Source organism: Halobacteriovorax sp. GB3 (genome assembly GCF_028649655.1).
Taxonomy (GTDB): Bacteria; Bdellovibrionota; Bacteriovoracia; order Bacteriovoracales; family Bacteriovoracaceae; genus BSW11-IV.
In genome coordinates this window covers 126056-148264 of record NZ_JAQSLN010000004.1, presented here as the reverse complement: position 1 = coordinate 148264, position 22209 = coordinate 126056, and the positions used below count along the sequence as shown (strand labels likewise).

General features: G+C 37.2%; 11 protein-coding genes. 9 read left to right on the top strand and 2 right to left on the bottom strand.

The genetic code is table 11. The annotated features are described in order from the left end of the window. Nucleotides 1-187: 187 nt before the first annotated feature. From HBN50_RS14125 to HBN50_RS14085, 9 genes are all read left to right on the top strand, one after another. Nucleotides 188-2059: a fibronectin type III domain-containing protein gene (locus HBN50_RS14125; protein ID WP_273871060.1), complete on the top strand. Its 1872-nt coding sequence runs from the start codon at nucleotides 188-190 to the stop codon at nucleotides 2057-2059. Nucleotide 2060: 1 nt separating this feature from the next. Further along, entirely contained in the window at nucleotides 2061-7274 is a 5214-nt protein-coding gene (locus HBN50_RS14120; RefSeq protein ID WP_273871058.1) for a fibronectin type III domain-containing protein, read from the top strand. A gap of 81 nt (nucleotides 7275-7355) precedes the next feature. After that, nucleotides 7356-12251: a hypothetical protein gene (locus HBN50_RS14115; protein WP_273871057.1), complete on the top strand. Its 4896-nt coding sequence runs from the start codon at nucleotides 7356-7358 to the stop codon at nucleotides 12249-12251. A 189-nt stretch (nucleotides 12252-12440) separates the two neighbouring features. Next, nucleotides 12441-13793: a hypothetical protein gene (locus HBN50_RS14110; RefSeq protein WP_273871056.1), complete on the top strand. Its 1353-nt coding sequence runs from the start codon at nucleotides 12441-12443 to the stop codon at nucleotides 13791-13793. Between the two features lie 14 nt (nucleotides 13794-13807). Then, on the top strand, nucleotides 13808-14410 hold the full coding sequence (locus HBN50_RS14105) for a hypothetical protein (RefSeq protein ID WP_273871055.1): 603 nt from the start codon (nucleotides 13808-13810) through the stop codon (nucleotides 14408-14410). Further along, complete coding sequence (locus HBN50_RS14100) at nucleotides 14373-16007, top strand: hypothetical protein (protein ID WP_273871053.1); 1635 nt, start codon at nucleotides 14373-14375, stop codon at nucleotides 16005-16007. Before HBN50_RS14105 ends, HBN50_RS14100 begins: the two co-directional genes overlap by 38 nt. 2 nt (nucleotides 16008-16009) lie before the next feature. Then, nucleotides 16010-16636, top strand: coding sequence for a hypothetical protein (locus tag HBN50_RS14095; RefSeq protein WP_273871050.1), 627 nt, complete (start codon nucleotides 16010-16012; stop codon nucleotides 16634-16636). Next, nucleotides 16633-17241 (top strand): tetratricopeptide repeat protein, encoded by a 609-nt coding sequence (locus tag HBN50_RS14090; protein WP_273871049.1) that lies wholly within the window; start codon nucleotides 16633-16635, stop codon nucleotides 17239-17241. The genes HBN50_RS14095 and HBN50_RS14090 overlap by 4 nt, the downstream gene beginning before the upstream one ends. Next, on the top strand, nucleotides 17238-19376 hold the full coding sequence (locus HBN50_RS14085) for a hypothetical protein (protein WP_273871048.1): 2139 nt from the start codon (nucleotides 17238-17240) through the stop codon (nucleotides 19374-19376). Before HBN50_RS14090 ends, HBN50_RS14085 begins: the two co-directional genes overlap by 4 nt. 31 nt (nucleotides 19377-19407) lie before the next feature. Here HBN50_RS14085 and pfkA read toward each other — a convergent pair whose 3' ends face one another. After that, the gene (pfkA, locus tag HBN50_RS14080) at nucleotides 19408-20391 is read right to left on the bottom strand and encodes a 6-phosphofructokinase (protein ID WP_273871047.1); all 984 of its coding nucleotides are present in this window, start codon (nucleotides 20389-20391) and stop codon (nucleotides 19408-19410) included. 14 nt (nucleotides 20392-20405) lie between these two features. After that, the gene (gene gpmI, locus HBN50_RS14075; protein WP_273871046.1) at nucleotides 20406-21938 is read right to left on the bottom strand and encodes a 2,3-bisphosphoglycerate-independent phosphoglycerate mutase; all 1533 of its coding nucleotides are present in this window, start codon (nucleotides 21936-21938) and stop codon (nucleotides 20406-20408) included. Between the last annotated feature and the right edge of the window lie 271 nt (nucleotides 21939-22209).

Here is a 22209-nt window from a genome sequence, read left to right as displayed (position 1 = left end):
CTCTTAAGAATTATGCTTTCTTGTAAGTCATTAAAAATATTGGATTATATAAAATCCTTTCACATATAGAGGCCTTTACTTCAAGAATCCACCAAAAAAACCGATTTAAGATAGTGAATACGAATAAGTAGATATTCTTATTTATGAGGGAAATATCTTGAAGCAACTAAATTTGTTAATCCTATTTATGGCCTTTTCTTTAGTCTCATGTGTGGGAACGGTTGAGGATTTAAATCCGTCAACATCCAAGGGTGTGTCCGTTGGTGGTTCCATTCTAAGCTTTGAAGGAATTCAAAAGGCCGTGCCTATTGCCAATGACAAAATCGATGTTTTCTTTTTTCCGGCCAATACTGATCCTAGAGATGTGACTTATGTAATTAACTATGACGGTGCGACAGTGCCTGTGACTGTAACAGGAGCTTCAATAAGACCTGACTACAGAGGTTTTCTAAAGTACACAATTGATGGTTTAAAAATTGATACCAAATATGTTTTCAGTGTTCAGGCGATTGATAATAAGACTGGGGCTAAAAGTGCCAATGATGCAAAATTTCTCGCATCAACATTTAGAAACCCTACATCACATTTCTACGGTGTAACAACTGTTGAAAATCTTCCTGGAGCAGATGGAAGAACGGCCCTTATTGTTAACTGGGCCGGAGCACCAAAGTATGGTTCTGTTGCTTCTCCTGATGATAGAGACGTTTCTCAATATGAGATTGTTCTCCTTGATGCCGACTCTCTTACGCCCGTTGCTTTTGATGACCCAACTTTCGTTATCCCTCTAAGAAAAGTTGAGTTAGTTGACGGTGATAAGGTTTCTCACCAAGTTAACGGTCTTCAACCGGGAACAAAGTACTACGTAAGAGTAAGAGCAATTAACCAAGGATACATTACTAATAGTGCTGATGCTGGTTATAAAAAAGAAGAGAACTCTAACTACGCTCTCGTTTCGACTTTAAGTGAAGACCTCTCCGCAATTGATGTCGATTTAAAGGACTTAGTCATTTCTGCGGGAAGTGGTTCAGCTGGTCTTTATTCGTTCAATCTCGAATGGGACCCTGCTCAAGGGCCAATTGATCATTATAGAGTTTATTACAAAAAAAGATCTGAAGGTGGTACTTGGGCGTCTTATCGCACGACAAGAGATAATGTTTGTGACGGTGTTGAAACAGGAGATAATGCTTACTCTTGTAAGAAGCTTATCTATACAGCAAGTTCTACAACGATTACCGACTTAACTCCTTATACTGATTACGATATCTATGTTGTCATTTGTACGACAGCTGCCTGTGAGTCTTCGACTTCGCTTGAATATACATCAGCACCTCCTTATAAGACTGACCCAGGGTTAGCAAATTTTGGTGGTATTATTGCAATTGATAATCCTAAAAATAGCTGGGCCCTAGATGAAGTTTATCTAAGATTTGACCCACCTGATATTACTTCAGGTGTTGTCGATGGACTTATTGTTGAAGCAAAAGGTTCTGCTGGAAGTCCGATAACAAATAATGTTTTCCTGAATCACCCAACTGTGGCGAACTCTAGTTCACTTGTTGCTGGAACCTTTGATTTTGTAAATGATACTGAGGTTTCTGTACGAGGAGTTGATACGACTGGTGCGGCCACTTATTGTTTTTCTTTACTTCCATATGTTTGGGAAGATGGTTCTGTCTCAATCAACAGATCAAATGAAAGAACTGTTTGTGCGAACCCTCAGGTCTTAGCGCCAACTCTTGATGAGTTTGGCGGTGCTATCTCGGCATCAAACCCTGATCCAAGTACCAATTCATTCTCTATCTTTTGGCAAACGCCATCAGGTGGAATTTATGACAAATTCGTTGTCTTTGTCAGAACGACGAATGGAACATTTTCATTTAGCGACGCCATGGGAGGCGATGCAAATTATATTAGAGTAGAAGTTGACTACGGAGAGACAAGTTATACTTTACCATTCCCTAGTGCTGGGACTTATCAATTGGGAGTATTAACTTACTATTCTAACGACAACATTTACTCACAGATTAATACTAACATTTTCTCAGTTACGGTGAATTAAGATGAAAGTCATAAGTGTTGTATTGTTATTAGCTCTATTTGCTTCTTGCGTTGGTACGGTTGAGGATAAGAACCCTCAATCAACAAAGAATGCGAGTTATGGATCGAAAGAGATCAGCTTTTCAGGGATTGTAAAAGCAGTCGGTATTGCTAATGATAAAATTGAAGTAAGTTTTTTACCAGCGTCAGGTAATCCGCAGGATCTTACTTACAAGATTTATGTGAACAATTCATTAACTCCTTTAGAAATTAAAGGGGACTCACTTGTCATTAATCAATCTGGTAACTACCAATATGTTGTAGAAAATTTAAGAACAAACACTGAATATAGTTTTGGAGTTGGTGTAGCGAACTCTAAAACTGGTGAAGAAAGTAATAATAATAAAACTCTCTTTGCTAAAACGTTAACAAATAATACAGCTATCTTTGGTGGGATTTCTCGAGCGGCTCCATTGAGTGGAGCTAGTGGGCGTACAACAGTTAAAGTTGAATGGATTCCAGCTCAAAGTTCTGGTCGAATTATTAACCTTCCAGAAACAGATCCTGTTGCTTATGAAGTTCGTTATATTTCATCAGTAAATGGAACACCACAAGATCTCTTAGATGATGGAAACCAAGCAGTACAGAGAGATTACTTTCCAAGTGATTATATGACCAATCCAAGACCGGCTTCAATTTCGAGTGTTGAGATTGCAAACCTCAATCCTGGAACGAAGTATTACTTCAATGTAAGAGCAATTCATCAAGGTTTTGTTGACTATAGTGAGACGATCACATCTTATCAAAGAGAGACAAATAATTTTGTTCTCGCGGCTTCAACTCTAAGTGGAAATGATGTTTTTTACTGGAATGCTGACTCCGTGAATCTTGTAACACCTGCTGGGGATCAGGCCTTAACGTCTGTTGATATTCGATGGGATGCCGCAAATGGTCCATTTAGTGAATACTATGTTTACTATAGAAAAGTTGGTGAACCTTCTGATGATGCTTCTATTTTTGATAGTACTCCAGAGCTAGATAAAACTTATCTTGATAACACTGATAATAACAATACATACACATCTCTTCAGGTTAATTCATCTAACGACTTTCTAAATCTTTCTGGATTAGAGAGTTATGCCTATTACAAAATTAATATCGCGGCTTGTCGTGATGTGGGTTGTGGTAAGGATTCAAGAATTTTAGGTTCTAGTATTAACTACAGAGTAACACCTTCTCTTGCTCCATTTTCTGGGGTTCTTAATATTAATGATCCTACAGATGAGAATAGACTTGATGAAATCGAAATTGCCTTCGATGCTCCAGTTGTATCTGCTGGTTACTTAAATAAGTTTGAACTCTATTGTTATGAAAACCTTGATGATACAAGTCCTGTTCGTCTTGATTACAATGTCGCAAGTTCAACATCGAAATCTAATTGTAATGGACTGACTCGATTAACTCAGTCACCAACTTCGAGCACTCAGTATAAGTCTTTTGAAAGTGTTAAAGTTAGAGGAAATTTCTTTGCTGCTGGTGCAACTCAGTCTGATCAGATTTACTGCTTTGGTGCTATTCCTGTTATTGAAACGAATAATTTTGTTAGAAGAAACTTAGCAGCGGCGATTGTTAAGTGTAAAACTTTAGAAATTAAAGTTCCAAATATTGTTGATTTCCCTGGTGCGACTCAAGCTTGTTCTACGGGAACAGATTTTCTCGATGTTTCATGGCAAGCTCCTACTGCGGGTATTTATAACCGTTTCGAAGTCTTCTGGAAGGAAGATGATGGAACTCCTTTTAGATTCAGTGAAGCTGTTGCTGGTGCTGCTGGATATTCGAGTACGGATAATCTTTCTAAGACAACAAGATCTTATCGTATTCCAAATCTACTTCCTGGTAGAAAGTATCTCTACGGTGTTCTTTCATACATCGATGATACAACTAAGAAATATTCTGAATACAACGTTAATATTCAGTCGTGTACAATTCCAAGACCTGTACCTCGCTTTCAAGAGTGGGTAGATGTCTTTGCTGTTGGTCCAAAGGGTGATGGACGTGTCGATAAGCTCATTGATGGAAATGGGATTGGTCAAAAAACTTATCTCTTTGAAACATTAAATGATCAAGGGACTCCAATTGAAGTAGAAGTTCAAGATTACTTTGGTGGAAATTATGGACCTACAACTACATTTTCTAATCAATTTGGAAATATTGCTAGTTCCGTACCATTCAATGGTGTTTACGGTAAAAAGGACGCTGATGTAAATGTCACGGAAATGCACCAATACTCAAATAACGGAATAATTCGTTTCGCTTGGAAAGATGTTCTCTTCAATAGTGGAGCGACATCTATGAATCAGCTTATTAGTACCTATGAAACAAGTGGTGTTAATAAAAACCAACGTGCCTATGGTTATCGTGTATATCGTTCTGATGATGGTAAGAAGAACTGGATTGATTTAACGGATAGTGCTTACACTTTTCAAACTTTTTCAAATAGTGGACTTCTTGTCGCATCTTCTTATTCAGAGCGAGCAAGAGCAAACGATACTCTTGAAACTTATGATGCTGTTGTTTTTACTGACTATTCAGTAAAGCAGCCTACAATGGGAACGAATACTAATGTTAATAGAGCGAGAACTTATTATTATAAAGTTGTTCCTGTCTTTAATAATACAGAACTAACTTATGAAAGAGAGACGACTAATCCTCAACATATTATTAAAGTCGTTCTCCCTCCTGAAAATATGGCCCTTGTTAAAAGGTTTATGGCCAATAGACAGGTTTGTCGTGAACTTGGAAAAACAATCGATACTGATTTAAGACAATACTATACTTGTACTTGGAATGGTGTTGGGGCTCGTGGTCTTTCTTCTCCTTGGTCGATAGGCTCAACTGTCTATGATTTTGGTTCCGATCTTCTAATTGACCGTTATGAACTTGGTTGTGATTATACTAGAGGCGATTATGCAAATCTAAATAGTACATTTACTTCTGGATCATCTCTACAGTTTAATGGAACTGCTGATTCTGGATCGAAGTTCAAAGGGTGTCTGATGACATCTACGGCATCGCGCACTCAAGATACTTCTGGAACAAATCATCCTGCTGATGGAACAACTTATACTGATCGTACAGACTATCGCGTAGGGGATTGTATTGGTGAGGCTTATAAAGAGATTTATGCAGGCTCAGCAGCTTGTAGTGGTACGGGAACCTATACATTTCATCGTATTTTTACACCTGGAGTGGGTGGTGCTGGCATCAATTTAACTGATTGTACTGATGCTAACAATCTCTATGAGAATTTCTATGACTTCTTTAGAACAGATTCTAACTCCGCAGCGGCCCTTCAAACTCAAGGGGAGTTCGGTGCTGTTTATTATAATAGAACTTACATTGGTAGTTCTACTTATAATAGAGCTGCTGCACGCTTACGAGCAGGAGGTTCAACGAATGCAAACTTCTCAAATACAAATTTAAGAATGAAAGATAGCGCTATTGGTCCATCTCGTTGCCACATAAATATTCCTACTCAGGATAATGCTGTAAACGTTGGTCAGATAACTAGCCGTTGGTTTCCTGTAAATTATTTAAATGATCTCACTTATAATAATGCTGGTGGATCTGCCGATGTCGATATTCTAACGGCTCCACTTTCTCAGGTAATGAATAACAATGCTCTATTTGATAATACTCAAAACACGCTTCCTGCTGGAAACCTTTCTATTTCGGCTGAGCAGAGATTTGATGCCACAACTCCTATTGCTCGTATGTTCTCATCAAACGATGCGAAGCTGCCTCCTCTTGATGGATTAAATCAAGCTCAAGCAAATGCCGTTTGTTCAACTTATAAAGTTGAAGTAGGTCTTTATAATAATGATGACGATACGTTCTCTGGAACTTCTGGTGAATTAAGTAAAAGGCTAATGAGAAGAACTGAAGGAATTGTTGCAGCTAAGCATCCGGTAAGTATGAGTGAGACTGAAATTACAAATCGTGAAGATGGTTCGGAGACAACAGCTGCTGTAACATCTGGTTCGACATTTAATGGTTCGTGTAATTCTTATGATCGAGCAATTGATGACGGTACAAATCTAGTTAGATCAGGGGAAAGTTTTAAGGTTAACATGACATATAGTGTACAAGGCGGGTCTACGGCCTTCAGACCAGTTATAACAACTGGTTCAAGTTTCTTTGATGGAAACGGAGCTAGTATTAATACGCAAAATTGTACAAGTCGTTATGGACTTCAAGATATTATTGGAAATGCTATGGAATATTCTTCTGAGCAAATGCACTGTAATTTTTCTGGATATAGTGCCTTTCTTGGAACGAGCCGTGTCGTTGGTGCCTCCATTCCATTTACTCCAGCAGACAACCTATATTATGACACTCAATTTTTAACTTGGGTTCAGCGTTCACCAGATTCTGGACGATGTTCATTTGTTGAGGCTGGTTCCGCTCGTGGTGGAAGCTATACTGCGGGGCAATCGATCTCACCTGCAATTAGATTTGATGGAAATGTAAATACTAGTGTTGTTGAAGCTGCTAATCCTATTGATGCTGAGAGTGTTGACTATGTAAGAAATGGTGATGGGTTCTTCTTTGACTTTGGTCAAAATGTTCTTGGGCCAAGACTTAATGCTAACGATACACTTGCTTTAAAATTCGATGCAACAGTTAATAACGCTACAAGATTAACCTCTTCAAGTAGTGACCCAAGAGAAGGTCGTTATTTTAATCCGATTGTAGGCTTACCTGTAACATGCTGGTCTAACTCTTGTTCAAACTCTGCTGATAATCGCGCACTTTCAACTACAGAGCTTGCTGATCCAGATGGTGATGGAAATGATGATGTTGCTGATTACACATTCCTGATGCCAACGGGATCGAGTCAAATTCTCTCTGATGGAATCAGTGAAATAGTTGAAACACAAACTCAGATCTCGTCAGTAACTTCAACTTTAAATGGTTCTTACAACTATATTGATTCGATTAACCCAGGTGACGGGTCGAATACAACTGCCACAAAAAACTATAGTGGGGAAGACTTCTCTGTTCGTGACGCTTTCTGGAGGGTTGGACAAGGTGAGGAACTTATTTTTCTAAACTTTGGTTCATCTACATTTAATGGATCGGGACGTTTTTCTGCACACATTAAAGGGTTGTCAGATTCTGTACAAAAAAGGCAACGAGATGTCGCTGTACGCTGTGCTGTGAGGATTGGAGACTAGAAGATGTTTTTTTCGGTACGTTTGTTGTTTATTTTCTCTCTCGTATTAATATCTGCATGTCAGCCTCAATCTGAGGAGAATGTGGTTATTAAAAATGCGGGTATTTTTGAGCCTGTAGAAATCACCGTTGTCGGTGGCGAGGACCGAGGTGAATTTCTCGTTGGTGGTGATCCCGTGATCATTACAGTAAGGGTTAAGAATAATTCGAGATACAATCTAACAGATCTTGATCTCATTGTTGATGAGGAGGATTCATCTGCTGGGATGAAATTTAATCCCAATGAGCTTGGAAAGTCATTCTCCCCGGGTGTTGGTGGATCGTGTACAGGAATTCTTGCACCTAAAACAGCTTGTGAATATAAAATCTATTATCAGCCATCGATTCCTGGTGATCTTAATCAAAAACTATTTTTCAGTTACAAAAATCTTGTTAACAGACAAACTAGAGATTTCGAATTAAAGCTTCTTGCAGGTGAGGCGGCATCACTTATTTTTGAAAGTGAGCAAATTAACTATAACCTTGGTTCTTTGGAGAGAACATCTCAAGAGAAAAAAGAATATGAACTTGTTATTGTTAATACAGGTGGATTAAACGCCAAAGAAATTCGTTTTAGTACAAATGGTTCCCATACGTCGGAACCTTTTATTGTTAAGTCAAATGATTGTCCAGAGCTTCTTGCTCCTAAGGAAACATGTACTGTAATTATCGAATACCAATCTAAAAACTATTCTGCTTCAGCTCCGGATGGAAATACGGATAAGCTCAATTACCTCTTTGATATTTCAGCAGACTATATTCGTGACCCTGTCGGGGGAACATCGACGCTTACAGCATATTTTCAAGCAACATCAAAAGAGATTCGTGGTGAGTTTGCAAGTGCTGGACTTAAAACATTAAATTTTGAACCTAAGGTTGTAGGAAATATCGAGTCGAAAGATATGCGTCTTACAAACAAAGGTGAACGTGAAGGGATTATTCACTTCTTAGAAGTTGTTGATAATACCAATACTTTAATTGCTCGTTGTGTAAGAGAGGGGACAGATCAAAGACTCTCTTGTCGTGCCCCTAATACATACACGGACTCTTCAACTGAAATTGGTGTTCTCAACCTTCCTTATAAGATTGATGATGTCGATGGTTGTGTGAATGATTTATCAAAACTCAATTATTCGAGAAACTCTGATGGCTCTCTTTCTGATACTTCATTAAAAGTTGTTGCTGGTGGAGCTGATGGTGAAGGTGAATCATGTAATTTTAGAGTGACTTTTCACCCTTCAAATCAGTTAACGACTAATGGCAATTTCAATGGATGGGATTTTTTCGTAGTTTTCGATACTACTTGGAAAAGTCAGGTTGATATTCGTGGTTATCGCTCTCATCCCGACACTGGAGTTGTCGCAGAAGAGCTTTTTGATGTTGATCAAGCAACTTATAGAAGTGCCGCAGACTTATCTGTAAACGGTTTTGTATATGCTAATACAGACTATAACGCTGAACCAACTTCTACACAAAATGCACAGCTATTTGACCTTGGAAGAATCTCGCTGATTTCTTCTGATGCCTATAGAGAACAAGTTCAGATAGATTTTAGCAATACTGGTGGTCATGAAGCATCGATTGTTTCTATTACAGATTCTTCTTCACCTGTTCAAACTGTAACAGATACTTCTAGAAACTTTAACTCTTACTATCAAAACGTAAGTCACACGGGTTGTAGTGTTTTAAATAGAGTTGATGGATCTTGTTCACTTCGTTTTCATTTAGCTCCTGTTGCAGCAAGTGGAGCAAATGCAAGTGATATTGAAAACGGTTTAATGTTTGATAATACGGCCGCGAGACAGAAAACTTTTACACTTACTTATAGAAATGGTGCAACTTTTAATGATGACATGTCTCCTGTTCCTGATCAGGTGATCAATGTTACTCTTCAGGCTCTTCTTGTGAGAAAGGGGTATCTCGTTTTTAGAACAACTCCACAGGCCCAAGGGGATATTGGAAATAAAGTGGCCGGAAACACCGACTTTTACCATGTTATGATTGAAAACGTTGGTACGGGGGGAATCCCTTATATTGGTGGAGGAAATGGACGAATTACCTATCCTAATCCACTTGATGTTTTTCCATTTCAATTTATTGATAGACCAGGTGGAGAAAATGGTGCTGACAAAGATTGTTTTGAATTAATTGATTTTGATGGAACTAATCAGCCGACAAATATGGGATCAAATCAGCCTTCTGTTCTCGATCCAGGTGAAGTATGTAGCTTGACGGTTCAGTATAATCTTAAAAGTAATGATTTAAGAGCTCGAGGGTTTTATAATACAACAAACCCTGAGTGGGATCGAAATTTTTATCAGTCAGATAATCCACAAGACCGTTGGGAATATTTAAATCCAAATGCCAGTTGGTCTTTTTCTCTAGAGTATTATGATGGTGACGGTATTGCCGATGCTGTTAATGGCTATACTCCTGATATTTCTGGTTATGGAAATCAGCAAGCTATTGGTGGTGGTACTTCTGGTAATTTTAATTTAGCCGTCAATTACAGACAAGAAGGTGAGGCGATTCCTTATTATCCTCTGCCTGTTGTTTCTGCTGCGATTTATCGTGAAAGTTTTAATTTACCAACTGTAACTCCAACGGGGAGCGAGTGGGGGAACCCTGTCAATGGTGGATTTATTCCTCCAATGTTTATGGACTATGGAAATACTCGTGGTCGTGCTCCAGCCAGTCATTGGGCCGATACTGTCAATTATGCTATGATGGCCGGAATTTTTAACCCTGGTCTCGATTATACCTATTATATGGGTGCCTTCAAAATAGGCTCTGGAACTCATCGTGTCTCCTACACTTTAAGAAATACTGGAAATAATAATATTACTCCTGTTGTGGATACTTTTAATACAAATGGCTCAAATCAGATTACTCGTGTGACTCCAACATTAACAGCCTTTGGTTCACAAGAGCGAATTGAATTTGATATTACGCCAACCCAATTTGGCCAGCCTTTTACTATTCATACATTTGCCTTTCAAAATGGAAGACATACTGTGAGTGATTGGAATAATTTAACTTTAACACCAGATACTGTCGGCTTAACAAATGCCATTATCTTCGATGTTCTTCCTGCTAATACGGGTGAAATTACAGCGCAGCTTAATACTTTTACGACCTCTTTTAATACGTCTACACAAACAGTTGATGAAGTTTACAATCCAACTTCTTCAACTTTAAATACTTACTTTCACGGTGCAAATGAGAGTGAAGTCGTTCGATTTGAGGGGATTCGTGGTTCTGGTGTTTATGATAAGAAACGTTTTACTTTCACTAATAGTGGAGCGTTTCCTATTTTAAATGTACGCTTTCATTTAACAAAACTTGTTCGTGATGTGGTCGACACTGATGCTAATGGTGCTGGATACACAGTTAGCTCAACAACATGTAACAACGTAACTCTTAATCCAGGACAGACCTGTACTGTTGATATCCAATTTTTAGCAAGTGTTAATGAACCACTTAAAACAACTCGCTATGCCTATGTTTCCTATGATCAAGGGCCTGTGAATAACTTAACAGGACTCTTTACTAAAAAAGGTTTCAAAATAGAGTTTGAAGCAGCTGATCCAGCGATACTTGCCATTAACAATACGACTTCAGAAAGTATCTATGATGAGAATAATAATATTATTTCTGATTCGTATCCAATTAACCTTGGTTTCTATGACGACGCTAGCCACCCATTGTTAAATGATTATCCTAATCAGGTTGTCGCAACAAATGGGGTAAATCTGGTGAATAGTTCTGAAGAGAAAGCTTCTCTTCTTGCTCAGTATCGAACGTTTGTTGGTGATGCTACTGCTGAAGTTCCGACAACGGGAGACTGGATACAGATTTACAATACTAATGGAATTGATATCGATGCCAATAGAGCTTGTTTCTATGGGGATGACGAATTCGATGGTTCTGTTCCAATAGATGAAAAAGGATTTAATAGTGATACAGTCGCACAATGTCGATTAAACATTAGAAAGTCATTTGATTCGAGTATTCTTGGTGGAGATATTCCAAGTGGGCAGGGCTATGCTGGCCTTACTTACTACAATAGTAAGAGAACATCGACATCAACTTTCTACTTTCACTTGAAAGGATTTGTTGAACCGAACAGATCAAACTTTCCTGGAACAGATATTTCCAATGTTTCATCATCTAGTGATGGGACGATTACTTTTTCTTGGGACGCATTTTCTCCACAGAACTCTGCATGGGGTGCGATAACTGGCTATCGAGTATTCTATGCTGCTGGATCGAATGTACTATCCAATATTTTTAACTCTAGTAACTTGAGTTTTGTCGACACGACAGGAACAACTGCAACTATTACAGGTTTGAATTCTAATAAATATTACTATTTTAAAATTGTCGCAAAGAGATCTACACCTACGGGAACTGAATATCTATCAGATAGTAACCTAGGAGTACGTGAAATCGTTGTACCGAGTGATAATCATTTTTATAATTATGCACTAAGGGCAATTATAGATAGATTCACAACTGATCTGGATGGCGATAGTTTTATGAGTAAAGATGAAGCGACGACTGCCTGTAATAATGCAAGACTTCAGATTTCTAGAAATGGTGGAGACGTCTCTATTACTAAAAGACTTATCACTAATGAAATCTATGATCTTATCGATGCAACAGAAGAGGGAAGTGATTACCTCTATCAATACTCACCACACTGGGTTTCAGATACTCCTGTAGATATTGCGGCAGTATTCTCTGATTTCAACTGTTCGAATAAGACAGGAACTGATAATACCAATTTTAGATACTATATTAAATCTTGTGGTGATTGTTCATGTAATACTCTTCCAATAATTAGAGGGAGTGATGGACGTGACTATCCACCAAATTCAACGATTTATTCTGACCCAGAGATTTTAAGTTCGCACGCTCGTTGTTATACAATTCAATAAAGTAGATATCGAGAGGGGTGATCCCTCTCGATATTTTCAAGCCAGAATATTTTTCCCTTTTATCTTATAAATCACTAAGAAATGAAAACTTCACTTTGAAGTTCTTTAATTTTGTTGACCTGATTTGACTAAAATCGCCCAATATTGCCTAGCGTAGAAGCAAGTGCGAATACTTGATAATATGCTTATATGATTAGTAGACTAATAGTACTATCCCTATTCATGTTTTCAATTACCGCTTTTGCTCAAAAGCATCTCATTACACTTAATATGAGTGGAGTAGAAGATATGAGCACAAGTGAGACAACTTATATCCGTAAGAGTGCTTACGAAGCGATTTTCAGTGCCAAGATATTTGAAATTTCACTTGGAAAAGTAAATAGAGAAAATAAAGAGGGGATCACTTGGTTTGAGATTGTTGTTGATTCAAAGAAGCTTCCAAACGATCAAATGAACATCACTTTTTCTCTCTATGAAAGACCTACAAATGAGATTATCAACTTCGTTCAAGAGAAGTTTGTAAAGCGAAGTAAAGTTCAATTTCGTGCACGAATTCTTATGTATAAACTTCTGTTTGGACAGTATTTTGATGAGAAAGAAGAAAAATTGATTGAGCCAAAAGTCATTCCTTTAAAGAAAAGACAGGTAAAAGCTAAAACGCCTAGACCTGTTACCAAGAGGGATAAAGACGAAGTTGCACAAGAGGATACTCCTCAAGAAGAAGAGAGTGAGAAAGTCTTTAATGCAAAAGAGAGAGAAAAAAAGGCTAAAGTCGCCAAAGAGAAAGAAAAGATAAAGCCTAAGAAAAATAAACCAACGATTCAAAAATTTGAGGCACCGAACTTAGATCTTAGAAAATCTGTTGCAAGTGAAAAACGTGAGCCTGTTAGTCATTTGACTTGGCTTAGTAAGTATAATTTTTCCATAGGACAAGAAGACGAAACAGTAATTACGCAGGTTAACCTTCCTGTTGACGGTATTGTTGAAACAGAAACTTCAATCAAGAGAATTGCTCTTAAAATCAATGCCATCGCTCAAATTAAAGAATGGGATCAGCACTTTCAATATGGAGGAGTGATTTCTAAAGTTATTAGTGAAGATGAGTATGCTGTTCCGGCCCGTTTGTCTATTTATGGAAATTATAATTTTAATCTATATGACTATTCGCTCTTTGCTAGTCCATCGCTTGAATACGAAACACTTGGATTCGTATCTCTAGGAAAGAGGGGGGAAGACTTTCAGGAATATACAAATAATATTCTGTGGGCCGGAATAGGTGGACGCTTTTTTAGGCAAATTTTCAATCGAGTTTTTTCACTCGAAGTTGATTTTAAAAAAGCTTTCATTGCTTCGTCCGACATTGCCGGAGAAGGAGAGAGTGTACCGCTCGATGGTTCAAAAATCATGGCGGAGACACGTTTTGAAATTTATAAAAGTTGGGGACTAGGATTCTTCTACGAATCTGTTGAACTAACTTCCGTATCAATAAGTGATTTTAGTAACGAGCATAAAATGTACGGAATAAGATTAACGTACAATTAATTGGCGAGAACATTATGAGATTAAAAGACAAGTACGATGAATTAGAGTCATTAGTTAATGAAAATAACTATAAGTCGATTTGTATTGATGAAGAAATTGTCTATGTCGGTGCAAAGGTGAGAAATTCACTGACAATTGAAGAAAGGGACATTTTCTTTAAAGATCTCCACAAAAAAATCTCTCGTCACTTAAATAAAGGAAACGGTTCTCTCAATCTTTCTGTCAGTGACTGTTTAACAAAGAAAAATCAGTTACATTTTATGAATCAGATGGATGTTTTCCTATTCAAGCTAGGCAACTTGTTTCAGTTTGTTAACTCGAGATCAAATAAACTTAAGTTAAAAGTGAATGATACGACATTTAGAATGGAGCTTTCATTTGATATTAGCGATCTTGATATGCTGAAAAGAGAATCGCTCTATAAATCGTCACATAAGTTAAAAGATCATTTAAAAGATCGCTTCGATAGAAACCTCAAGTTTATCTGTCGTGAAATTGAACAGCAGAATGAGATGGTTATGAAGTTTGAGTCAATATACATGAAACTTGATCATGCTGGTTATAAGGAAGAAAAGAAAAATGAAAATAAGAAGGGGAAATCACTTGAAGTTCGCTAGTTTTATTGCAATTTCTTTACTGTTAACGCAAATGTCTTTTTCAAAAAGTGCCGGTGATTGGATGAACCAGCATGATAAAGACTTAATCAGTTTAGATACAAAGTCATATATTAATAATGTCCCAGCTTATTTAGAAAAGTCTTCACTTAGCGAAAAAATGGCAAAGAGAGTGAAGTATGAGTCAAATAAGATGATTGAAAGATCTGTTAATTTGAGAAAAAAATCATTGATGGTTATTGATGAGATTGGAAAAACTCAAAATAAAGCAACAGCAAGTATTGGATCTCTTCTTTCAGATACTGCTGAACACCTTCAGGAACACTCGCTTTTAACAAAAACTGGAATTGAGGGACTGTCATCACTTTTGACTGCAATCGATAGAACTCTTATGAAAGTTCGTGTAAGCGAAAGTATAAAACTTCCATTGATGAGTCAGGTTTCAGGACTTAAAAGAGATGTAACTTCATTTAGAGAAATCGAGGATCGTTATAAGAGTTTTATGGCGACTGCTTTTCAAACGAATTGGTATAATACGACAGTTAAGTCGAATCAAGTGGATAAAATGAAGCTTGCTGCGAAGATTGATTCACTTGAGAATCGTTTATCAAGAAGCCAGATGGGAAGTTTCTTTAACTATGCTGTAATGGCGCTAGGTCTAGCGAGTTTAGGTTTTGCAGGTCTTATGGCCTTCAGAAATAGAAAGCTTAAAATTGAAAATGAAGAGCTTGAAAATAAAGACTGGGGAAAGGTCGTTTCAAGTCGTGTGAAAAGATCTTATGAAACTTCTCTTAATGAACTAGAAAATATTTCTGTAGCACGATTTGATCGTGCAGGAAGAATAACATTTGCTAATGATGAGTTTAAATCTAATTTCAGGAAAGTTGAATTTCACAAGCTAAAATGGGATGAGTTTTTTGCAAAGAACTTTAAAAAAGAAAAGGCACTTCGTGGTCAACACAATCTCTATAAATTTATTGGCGATGTAACTTGCGATTACTCTGTTCAGACAACAGTTGATAAGGCAACGGGGCAAACACTATGTTGGCTTTATAAATTTGATTCAATTCTTCTTACTAAAATTGGAAGCGTGAGAAAAGCTTCTCTAGATAAGTTGAAAGTAAACTCACTTGATATTCTTGATGACTTAATGGCAGCACAATTCAATATGAGTGGTAAACAGTATCTCGATTTTGCAGATGTTGGAAGTGCCAATGATCTCTATATTTATGCGCCAGTAAGTAGTGTTAAAAATATCTTTGATAAAGCATTAAAGGCGATTATCGCTATCCAAGATCTCAAACAGAATGAAAGTCTTGCTAATGTTGCGATTTCTAGAAAAAGTAAGAAATTCGTTTTAACTGCAGAGATTCCTGGAGTGTCTCTTGATTCAAGTGACTTTGGTTCTAAAGTAACGGTTGGATCTAGAGAGTGGCTATTAAATGATGTGATTAAAGGTGTAGAGGCTTCAACAAAAGACTTTAACATCACGACTATCGTTAAGAACACACGAGTAAATGGTAAGAAAGTTCTCGTCTTCGAAATGACAGTAGCTGATTTAGAAGACGTTAAATGGAACTCGAGAGAGTTTAGGGTATAAGAATGTACAAAAAGGTTTTTGCCATAGGTCTATTCTTAGTTGGATCATCTTCTTTCGCGAAAGGGGGATTTTCTGACGTTCTTAGTTATAGCTTAGGAATGGTAAACCATTCGGTAACTGAAAATGCTAGTGAGCTTGTACAAACTGATGACACTGTCGATGCAGAAGAGGGCGGTGTTGAAGCGAGTTCAAGTGCTGTTTCGGCAATTAGTTTTCAACTTAATTGGGAATTTAAGTCAGAGGCCAAAAAATCATACTTTATGACTGCCGCTGTTCCAATGATGACAACTGGTGGTGCCGGTGTCTTTACTGGTGGGGTTGGTATGAATTGGTATTTAAACGATCTTGGAACAAAATACACATACCTTCAAAATGGTACAGAGATGACAATCATCCCAAGCTTCAAGTATTACTGGGGCGCTAGTACGGGACTTGGTTACGTTGTTTATAATACAGAGTCTGCAAAAAAGAGTGATGTCTTCTTTGATCTAGGTGTTCATGGAGGCGGTGTTTACTCAATCAGTGACTCTAAGGGAATTAAAGCTGAAATCGGTGTCAGTAGAGCAACCGGTGTAGCGACTTCGGGAATTAAATTTAATATCTTCTTCGGGATGACACAGTACTTATGAAAACACTAATTATTTTCACATTGTTATCTTTTTCAAGCATTAGCTTTGCTGCTGATTTGAACATCAAGAGTAATCCAGCTGATTGTGATGTCTTTGTTATCGGTGAGAATGGGAAAAAGAACGCAGTAGGTAAGACTCCTTATAAAACAAGCATTGATGAAATTAAAAACAACTTTGGTGTTGAAGGTTCAGTTCAATTTCTTGTTCATAAGCCTGGATTTGAAGAATTTAATATCGTTGTTCCATTGATTGGAAGTAGTGATGTTAACTTGAGTGCAAACTTAGAAGTTCAACGCGACATTAAGATGACTCAAGATCTTGATCTTCTTGTTACAGATCTCTTTGATGTACTAAGAATGATGAGAGGCAAGGACTTTGATACTGCTTATGCAAAGCTTGATAAGTTAGAACAGAAATTTCCACATTACTCAATTATCTATGAAATGAAAGGAACAATTTCTTATCTTCAAAAAGAATTTAAGAAAGCACTAAGTTTCTATCGTAAGGCCTTTGGGATTAATCCAAAGAATAGAGAGGCCTATAAAATGAAAGTCTATCTAGAGAAGAAGTTCCAAGTTGATGCTGGAACTGGAGGACAGGGATGAAAAAGTTACTTGCTCATATCATGATCTTAACTCTCGTTCTGGGAGATATGGTCAGTTTTGCAAAGATTGCTAATTTGCCAAGCCTGGAGTGGCAAAGACAGGAATTAGAACAGAATATTCATTCTAAAGTTACCAATATTCTCGATTCAATTGTAACGAAGACACAGTATAACGTTGATGTTGAGGTCATTACGGGAACTCCTGAAGAACCTGATTTTAATAAATCAGAGGGGAGTACTGGTCCAACTGGTGGAACACTGAAGATCGAAGATCAAGAAGTTGAAAAAACAGAAGAAGAAAAGGCCGAAGAAGCACGTTTAGCAGAAGCTAAGAAGTCCAAGGCCCTTGTGAAGTTTACGGATGTTGAGCCAGCTGAAAATACTGGTGATTATATTGTCTTTTCTAAATTTGGAATGGAAGCGCCTCTTGTAGATGATTTTAATGATTTCCAACCAGAAGGAAAGATTGTCTTAACAATGGAAAATGACGAAGACAAAAAGAAAATCGAAGCTCTTAAAGAAAAGTATAATAATAAAGAAGAGCAGTATGTAGAGCAAATTAAGAAACTACAGAAACAATCTCAGAATAAGATTTCTGCTGTAGAGCAGATGTGGAAATACAACAACTCTGTTGATGTCTTTAAGAACTTGAAGTCAGTAAATGTAACTGTTCGTCTAAGTGAGAGCTTAGATGATGAAGTAAAGCAGAAAATTGAAAAGTATGTAAGAGACATTAAATTTAATCTTGGGAAAACTAAACCACAGATTAAGTTTGAATATGGCGTTCTTGGAAGTGATCTTAATGAAGTTACTTTCATGGATAAAGTAAAAGAGGTTCTCGATTTTATTAGTAAGTTTGCAACTCTTATGGGAATTGTCCTTGGTGTTATTCTCTTTGGATTTGTTGGAAATAAATTAATCAATCGCTACTTTGAATTAAATTCTGGAACACAGAACTCTGGAAATTTCAAAATGGAAGGCGCTGACGCCGAAGATGAGGATGACTCTTCTGATGACGCAGGAATGCCTACTCTTCCTGGATTCGGTGGTGCTGATGGTGGAGTCATAGGACTAAATGGTGTTGAGCGATTTAAGTATTTCATTAAAAATACACCAAATGATGCCATTATGCTTGTTAAGAGATGGATTTCAGCTGGAGATAAACAGTCGAATTCAGCTCTAAGAGCTCTTGTACAGCAGATGGATAATGATGAACTAAAGACTCTTTTTCAATCTCTAAGTGAAGCTCAAAGAAATGATTGGAGAGCATTACTGGATAAGCCATTAACTGCAGCTGAGCTTACTTCGGCCAATGACTTTATTAGTAACCAGATTGTTCAAAGTGTAATTGTTCCATCTGAAATTGATGATCCAGAAACATACGATCTAATTCTTAAGCTTAAGCCTGAGAATGTTGCTAGACTAGTAGAGGAAGAGCCAGCTCAAGGTGCACTATTAATGAACGCACTAAGCTTGAATTTTGTTAACCAAGTTCTCAATCATTGTGAAGATGGTGTACGTGATTCAATCATCAATAAGTCTGTTGAAGTTACTCAAAAAGATGTACTTGATAACCAAGAAAAGCTTAAGCAAACACTTCAAAAATATGTTGAAGTTGTTGATAAGAAGCCATTTGTAGATAAAGTAGCTAAACTTATCCCAATGTCAAAGCCTGAACTTGAAAACTCTCTTTTCAAAGTACTTGCTAAGAAAACTGAACCGTTGGTACTTAAGACAATTGCTTTTGATAACTTTCCAGCTGAATTAATTCAAGAGCTTCCTGAGCAATTTTTGAAAAACACATTAACAGATTATCCTCTTCATCAAAAAGTTAGAATGCTACTTTCGGTTGATGAGGGTTTAAGAAGTATCTTTTTAGATATCTTTGCCCCTGAGGGAACAAAGGCTAATGACCTTATTACAATTGAGTTTGATTCAATTGAAAGAGATGAAGGTGAGTACCAGAAAGTACTTGATGAAGCATCTGATCACTGGTTTAGCTTTGTTAAATTTGTTCGTAAAGAGATTAAGCGTGATAAGCAATTTACAAGAGAAATTAGCGACCTTCTGGAAAATTGGTCGGATAATATTCAAAGCGACAATGAAACTCAATCTCACTTAAGAGCTGTAGCATAAAAAAAAGCCCCTTGTTTAAAAGGGGCTTTTTTTATATTGATAAGCTTTTTGCAATATCTAAATATTCATCAGGAACATTGTCATTTTTATCTAAGCATTCCTCGAAATTTACGGCCGTAACTTTTCCATTTCGATAACCTGTCACAAAGCTCGTTCCATTTTTCATAAGTTCTTTAACTGCAATATAGCCCATTTTAGAGGCAATTAATCTGTCTCTCACACTTGGGTTTCCTCCACGTTGAATGTGGCCAAGAATACAAACTCGTGCATCTATATCATACTTAGAGAGGTTTTCTTGAACGCGATAGCTAAGACCTGGTTCTTCTCCTTCTGCTACAATGATAATTGAAGAGAGTTTACCTCTTTTAAGTCCTCGCTTAATATCTTGAACAATCTGATCGTAGTTGATTTCTTCGTTTTGAGTAGGAAGAATGATATTTTCAGCACCTGTACATAGCCCTACATTTAATGCTATAGCAGGAGACTTTCTTCCCATAACTTCAACAATAAAAGTTCGATCGTGCGAGTGAGCCGTATCTCTGATTTTATCGACAGCATCAACTGCCGTTTGAACGGCCGTTTCAAAACCAATCGAATAGTCGGTACCGCTTATGTCGTTGTCGATTGTACCCGGAATTCCAACGACGGGAATACCATGTTCTTTATGTAAGGCCCACGCGCCATTAAAGGAACCATTTCCGCCAATCACAATAAGACTATCAACTTTCTTTCTCGCAAGAATGTGAGCAGCTTCCTTTCTAATGTCTGCGCTTAAAAACTCAGGACAGCGAGATGTTTGAAGAATGGTTCCTCCATGTTGAAGGATATTACCAACACTTGAGGCATCCATTGGTCGTATATTTCCTTCTAAAAGGCCTTGGAAGCCCCTCTGGATACCATAAACATCAAGACCTGCACCGATAGCCGTTCTCACAACACTTCGAATAGCACAGTTCATTCCAGGGCTATCTCCACCACTACAAAGGACTGCTACAGATTTAATTTCTTTTTTCATTTTATGTTCCTTAATTAAGTAAAAATATTAATTCCCTCAAATGTTTTCGGCATATTTATGCCCATACAATAGAGTACAGTAGGAGAAACATCCTTTAGAGCATGATTTCCTTCAGTCACTTTAAATTCTTTATCTCTCAAATCTTTATGAACAACAAGAAATGGTACAGGAGCACCTGTGTGTGATGTGTGAGGAGTTCCATCAGGATAAACCATCTGATCACTATTTCCATGATCTGCTGTAATTAGTAGTGTTACATTCTTCTCTTCACATTTTTTTGCAAGTTGTTCGACACTTTTATCTAGAGCTTCAATGGCCTTAACCGCAGCTTCATAATTTCCCGTATGACCAACCATATCTGAGTTTGCAAAATTTACTAGATAGAAATCAGCACTTTCATTATCAATGGCATTAATGAGTTTTTCTGTAACGAGTGGTGCACTCATTTCTGGCTTTTGATCGTATGTTTGAACATCTTTTGGTGATGGAATAAGAATATGCTGTTCATTTTTAAATGGCTTTTTTTCACCACCATTAAAAAAGAATGTTACGTGTGCATACTTTTCTGTCTCGGCAATTTTCAGTTGCTTTTTCCCTAGGGAAGAAAGGTACTCAGTCATACCTCCACTAATCTTTTCTTTATCAAAGAGAATTGGAAGTTCCATATCATCAGGTATGTATGGGGTCATGCAAAGAAAATACGAAGGGATAAAATCTCTTTGAAATTCATTAAAATCTGGAAGATTCATTGCTTGAGTTATTTGAATGGCCCTATCAGGTCTAAAGTTTAAAAAGAAAACACTGTCGCCATCTTTCATTGCATAGTCGGGATTAAAAAGAGTCGGTGCAATAAATTCATCATAGCGACCTTGCTCATATTCTGATTTTAAATATTGGGCAGGACTTAAGCTAGAGAGCTCTCCTTTACCTGTAAACATATTGTAGGCGCTTTGAATTTTCTCCCATCTTCTATCTCGATCCATTCCAATAGATCGCCCTTGCATTGAAGCGAATTTAAATCCGTCTACTGTTAAAAGATCATGGATATATTTTTCTCCAACATCCTTTTGCGTATCTCGACCATCCATAAAGGCATGAAAGAAGATTTCAATATCTTGGTTTTTAAGGGCATTGATTGTTTCTTTAATATGATCAATGTGAGAGTGAACGCCGCCATCGGAGAGAAGACCCATAAGATGTATTCTCTTTGTTCCTGTTTTTGCTTTTTCAATGAGTTCTTTTAAAAGTGGACGATCATTATATTTTCCCATTTCAATACATTCATTAATTCGAACGAGATCTTGTCTAACAGGTCTTCCGGCCCCTAAGTTCATATGCCCAACTTCAGAATTTCCAGCCACCCCTTTAGGCAGACCAACGGAAACACCTCCGGCTTCAATCGTTGTATAAGGATAGTGCTTCATAAGAGAATCGATGAACTTTGTATCTGCATCTCGAATTGCATTCTTTGTTTCATTTGAATTGATTCCAAAGCCATCTAGGATAACTAAAAGGGCCTTTGGCGATATTGATTTAATTGTCGTCATATTTTTAATCCTTGATTTGTTTTAATTTAACTTCATTTCGCTAACTTATAATATATTAAATTACTCTCTAGAACGTTTACTTTTTTAAAGAAGTCGTCGTAATTCCTCGATTTCTGAATCATGCCCTATTTATTTGTCAGTATATTTTATAAAAAATCGGCAGAATTTGTCGAATTGTGTCGTCTTTTTAATAGTTTAGTAATTTTGATATAATCAGCAATATATTCATTTACTAATAGACGATAAAATATTGAGAACAGGTAAGTTTTAA

What these genes read in the sequence shown, in the direction of transcription:
- HBN50_RS14110 (WP_273871056.1), top strand. Translation starts at nt 12,441, where the DNA reads ATGATTAGTAGACTAATAGTACTATCCCTATTCATGTTTTCAATTACC.
- gpmI (WP_273871046.1), bottom strand. Translation starts at nt 21,938, where the DNA reads ATGACGACAATTAAATCAATATCGCCAAAGGCCCTTTTAGTTATCCTA.
- HBN50_RS14085 (WP_273871048.1), top strand. Translation starts at nt 17,238, where the DNA reads ATGAAAAAGTTACTTGCTCATATCATGATCTTAACTCTCGTTCTGGGA.
- HBN50_RS14095 (WP_273871050.1), top strand. Translation starts at nt 16,010, where the DNA reads ATGTACAAAAAGGTTTTTGCCATAGGTCTATTCTTAGTTGGATCATCT.
- HBN50_RS14090 (WP_273871049.1), top strand. Translation starts at nt 16,633, where the DNA reads ATGAAAACACTAATTATTTTCACATTGTTATCTTTTTCAAGCATTAGC.
- HBN50_RS14125 (WP_273871060.1), top strand. Translation starts at nt 188, where the DNA reads ATGGCCTTTTCTTTAGTCTCATGTGTGGGAACGGTTGAGGATTTAAAT.
- HBN50_RS14120 (WP_273871058.1), top strand. Translation starts at nt 2,061, where the DNA reads ATGAAAGTCATAAGTGTTGTATTGTTATTAGCTCTATTTGCTTCTTGC.
- HBN50_RS14105 (WP_273871055.1), top strand. Translation starts at nt 13,808, where the DNA reads ATGAGATTAAAAGACAAGTACGATGAATTAGAGTCATTAGTTAATGAA.
- HBN50_RS14100 (WP_273871053.1), top strand. Translation starts at nt 14,373, where the DNA reads ATGAAAATAAGAAGGGGAAATCACTTGAAGTTCGCTAGTTTTATTGCA.
- pfkA (WP_273871047.1), bottom strand. Translation starts at nt 20,391, where the DNA reads ATGAAAAAAGAAATTAAATCTGTAGCAGTCCTTTGTAGTGGTGGAGAT.